The 622-nt window shown below is 51.4% G+C and carries 2 tRNA genes and 2 rRNA genes; all 4 read right to left on the reverse strand.

The features are described from left to right. Positions 1 to 126: ribosomal RNA gene (locus tag KJS63_RS25815) — 23S ribosomal RNA — on the reverse strand; the annotation flags it as partial. A gap of 197 nt (positions 127 to 323) precedes the next feature. Then, positions 324 to 399, reverse strand: a tRNA-Ala gene (locus tag KJS63_RS25820). An 18-nt stretch (positions 400 to 417) separates the two neighbouring features. After that, a tRNA-Ile gene (locus KJS63_RS25825) sits at positions 418 to 494 on the reverse strand. A gap of 33 nt (positions 495 to 527) precedes the next feature. Continuing rightward, positions 528 to 622 (reverse strand): 5S ribosomal RNA (gene rrf / locus KJS63_RS25830); the annotation flags it as partial.

A 622-nucleotide genomic window follows, 5' to 3' on the forward strand; every position in this document is an offset into this window, starting at 1 on the left:
TTCCCCATTCGGACACCCCCGGATCAAAGCTTGCTTACAGCTCCCCGAGGCAGTTTCGTTGTTCGCCACGTCCTTCTTCGGCTCCTAGCGCCTAGGCATCCTCCGTGTGCTCTTAGTAGCTTAACCAGTTGCTCCGGTTGGTTGACCAACCTTCGCGCTACCTTTGATTCACTTCACTTGTTTGCACAAGTTCAGCTTAAAGGAATTCTAATTTACGCAATTTCGTTTCGTTATCTAGTTTTCAAGGATCAAAATCGGAAATTTCAGCGCGACCACATTGCTGTGACGTTGGAAATTCACGACTGAAACTGATGCAATCTGTATGGTGGAGCCAAGCGGGATCGAACCGCTGACCTCCTGCTTGCAAGGCAGGCGCTCTCCCAGCTGAGCTATGGCCCCATATGTTATAAAGTTAAATGGTGGGCCTTAGTGGACTCGAACCACCGACCTCACCCTTATCAGGGGTGCGCTCTAACCAGCTGAGCTAAAGGCCCTTAATTTGTTAAATTGTAACCCATTAGGGTTGCGCTTGGCGACGTCCTACTCTCCCAGGACCCTGCGGTCCAAGTACCATTGGCGCTGGAGGGCTTAACGGTCGTGTTCGGGATGGGTACGCGTGGAA

The sequence above is a fragment of the Paenibacillus sp. J22TS3 genome, assembly GCF_018403205.1.
GTDB classification, from domain to species: Bacteria; Bacillota; Bacilli; order Paenibacillales; family Paenibacillaceae; genus Fontibacillus; species Fontibacillus tuaregi.